This window comes from Pedobacter sp. 01N416, from assembly GCF_056399685.1.
Genome location: NZ_JBFTRT010000536.1, coordinates 1 through 3,473, shown reverse-complemented (window position 1 = coordinate 3,473; position 3,473 = coordinate 1). Strand labels below are relative to the sequence as shown.

The window sequence follows — 3,473 nt, the reverse complement described above, 5'->3', positions numbered from 1 at the left end:
AGAGTGTTGAATCCCACTTTCCCTGAATTGGACGCAAATCTGAACCCTCGAACTTCAAAACCAACTGCTGAAGAAACTGCTAAACACCGTGCTGCCTACGCTGTAATGGTACGTGGACAGTTAACGGAACTACTAACCAACTATGGCAAAATAGATCTGCTCTGGTTTGATGGACGTGCAGCCATAGATAATCCTACCAAGGTGCTAACTCAGGAAGAGATCAGACGTTTGCAACCAGGTATAGTAATGAATCCTCGTATGCATGGCACAGGTGATTTTATAACTTTTGAACGAACTCCTCCGTCAAAGGATCCTGGTGATATTTGGGCAGAGTTCTGCAATACTTGGACAGATAGTTGGAGCAACAGCAATACGCTTCCCTTTCGTTCCAATGCATTTATCTTGGGACAATATGTTGCCATGCGCGCTTGGGGGGTTAATTATTTACCAAGTATTGGTCCCAAAGCTGATGGTTCGATGCCGGATGCCGTGTATCAGAATATGGAAGTTATCGCAAAATGGATGAAAGCGAATAGCAAGTCAGTAAAAAATACAAAGCAGCTGCCTGCTAATGAAACAGCATCAGTACCTGCAACGTCAAACAACAATTTTCGTTACCTTTTCGCCATCCCTGAATTTAAAGACAAAGGGATGTATGAAAAAGATAGGCTTCCAGCAAAAGACATTTTGCTGACACTGAAAACAGCAAGTGAACCAAAAAAGGTTAAGGTGTTGGGCTCAAGTAAGTCGTTAAATTTCAGTTATATCGATGGACAAGTACAAGTTAAACTACCTGCATCTATGCGTACCAATCTGGTTGATGTTGTACAAATTGAATTGTAAAATTATAGAATTTTCAAAAAGTAAAGAGCAAATTATGTACTTATGAAAAATAAGTTTAAATTATTATTAGTGGCATCTATCTGTGCCACTACACTTTCTAGTTATGCTCAAGGTGATTTTAGCATGAAGGCTGATAAATCCGAAGAGGAAGATTATGTTATGACCAAAGATCCATTGGTAAAAGCCAATCTTGATAAATGGCAGGGTTATAAGTTTGGGGTATTGATCCACATGGGGCTTTACACTCAATTAGGATTTCTTGAATCTTGGGGCTTAGTGCCTGAACCTTGGGTAACCAGAGACGGTTATGATAATTATAACAAATATGCCACCGATTACAAAAATGCGCAATACAAATTGAATCCAACAAAATTGGATTCCCAGAAATGGGCAAAAATGTTTAAAGGTGCCGGAGCGAAATACATGATTTTCACCTCCAAACATCATGATGGATTTTGTATGTATGATTCGAAATTTACCGATTTCAAAATTACAAATCCAGCATTGCCTTATAGCAAAAGTCCAAAAGCCGATGTGTTAAAAGACGTATTGGATGCTTCAAGAAAAGAAGGATTGGCAGTGGGTGTTTATTTTTCCAAACCTGATTTTGGAACCGAAGACTTCTGGTGGTCGTATTATCCTCCAAAGGATAGAAACCCTACGTATGACATTACAAAATTCCCAGACAGATGGAAAAGTTATGTGAAATACACTCAAAATCAGTTGAACGAATTAACTACAAATTACGGGAAAGTCGATATTCTTTGGCTTGATGGATGTTGGGTTCGTCCATTAGCAACCATTAATAAAAGGGTCGAAGAATATTGCAAATATCCTTATGATATGGATATTAATATGAAATTGATTTCGGAAACGGCTCGAAAAAAGCAACCTGGAATGCTGGTTGTAGATCGTTGGGTGCCTGGTGAATATGAAAATTATCTGACACCAGAGCAAGTAACACCTGTGAAACCACTAAGCGTGCCTTGGGAAAGCTGCATAACCCTTGGAGGAGCTTGGGGATGGGTGCCAAATGACCATTATAAATCCTCAAAAGAAGTGGTGCATTTGATGACCAGTATCGTAGTAAAAGGCGGAAACTTGTTACTGGGAATTGGCCCAGATGCTAGAGGCGAATTTGATTCAAAAATTGAAAAAACTTTAGCTGGCGTAGGAAAATGGCTTTCGGTAAACGGTGAAGCTATTTATGACACTAAACCAGTTTCGCCGTACTTAGATGGGAATATTGGTTATACTCAAAAAGAGAATGCCATATATGGGATTTATATGCCAGCAGAAGACGAAAAAGAATTACCTGCCAAAATAACCATCAAAACCAACTTGAAAGGCGGTTTGAAAGCAATGTTATTGATCAATAAACAAAAGTTGAGCAGCAAGAAAGTAAACGACGGAATCGCTGTTTCGATTCCAAAAGAACTAAGAACTTCTTTGATAAATCAGGAAGCGATAGTCATTAAAATAAGTAATTAATTCTTTACGATCTATTTGTCTCGTCGTACCATAGCTTGTCACTGGGCCAACCTATAGGCGGAGGAGATTTTGGTATTTACTCGGCAATTTATTTGACGGCCACTTTGCACTAAAATGGAGAGGTGACTACTATTAGTGAAATATACAGTCTATGTGAACAAGCGTGTAATATGTTCCTGCTGTTCCAGAATGAGTTGAAAGCTCCTTATGTTTTCATAAATGTTATGCCACTAAGACGTTAGATTTTCCTTTTTAGACACCCTCTTTGTAATATCTATACTTTGGGAAGGTATACTGAAACGAGAGCTCCCAGCCAGCTTTTCGCTTTTTAGAGGGTGGATTATTTGTCACAGTATTAAACATTGTGGCCTTTGTTGTTTTACATCATGTTAATTTTATCTCGGCAACTTACCTGGCTATCCGCTCATACGCCTTCAGGCCTTGAGCGCAGGGCAGGTATCCGCTGCTATCCCTGTTGCAAAGAGGAAGATTATCTAATAGTATAATGGAACGAAAGGGTGTCGAACCTACCCGTATAATTGATTGGAAATTAGAATTTTGAATGACAGTCATTTGGTTTTGATACCAAAAACTCACCTTTGTTTTTTGAACCTAGATTCTAAATTTAAAAATAGGAAAACGATTAAAATTTTCAATATCATGGGGAAGCCCAATCAAATGCAACCTGGTCAAATCCATAAGGAAAGATTCACAGATGCATTACTTATTTAAACCTGCCGTATTAGGTCGTCCGGTATTCCAAGTCATCAGATGGTAGTGTAAGAACCGGGGTAGTTTATCAGAGCCCAAAAAGAGTTCAAAAGATACCTTTATAAAATGGCCGGAAGACAATCCATATGGGAAACAGTGGGGACGATGAGTTCCAGCTCACCGCACCCGCTGTGTTCTAAACAAGTACTTAGAAACTGGATACAGTCCGTCAATTGAGGACATAGCGTTAATTATTATTCCTTATTATCCAATACTCATTTTATTGAGCGATATTACGTATTTTAGATTTTTTAAATCTAACGTAATCAATGTCAAAATCTAATCCTGCACTCTCAACCAAACTAATCCTGTGGGGAAAAGCCGCAGGGCGCTGTCAGTATGACGGCTGTAATAAAACTCTTTTCCAG

Annotated in this window: 2 protein-coding genes; both read left to right on the top strand. The window is 38.8% G+C overall.

Annotated features, from left to right (window positions below):
* The coding region (locus AC1DND_RS23090; protein WP_477584933.1) for an alpha-L-fucosidase at positions 1 to 843 on the top strand (843 nt) is incomplete at its 5' end.
* Between the two features lie 42 nt (positions 844 to 885).
* Positions 886 to 2,334 (top strand): alpha-L-fucosidase, encoded by a 1,449-nt coding sequence (locus tag AC1DND_RS23085; RefSeq protein ID WP_477584932.1) that lies wholly within the window; start codon positions 886 to 888, stop codon positions 2,332 to 2,334.
* The last annotated feature ends 1,139 nt before the right edge of the window (positions 2,335 to 3,473 follow it).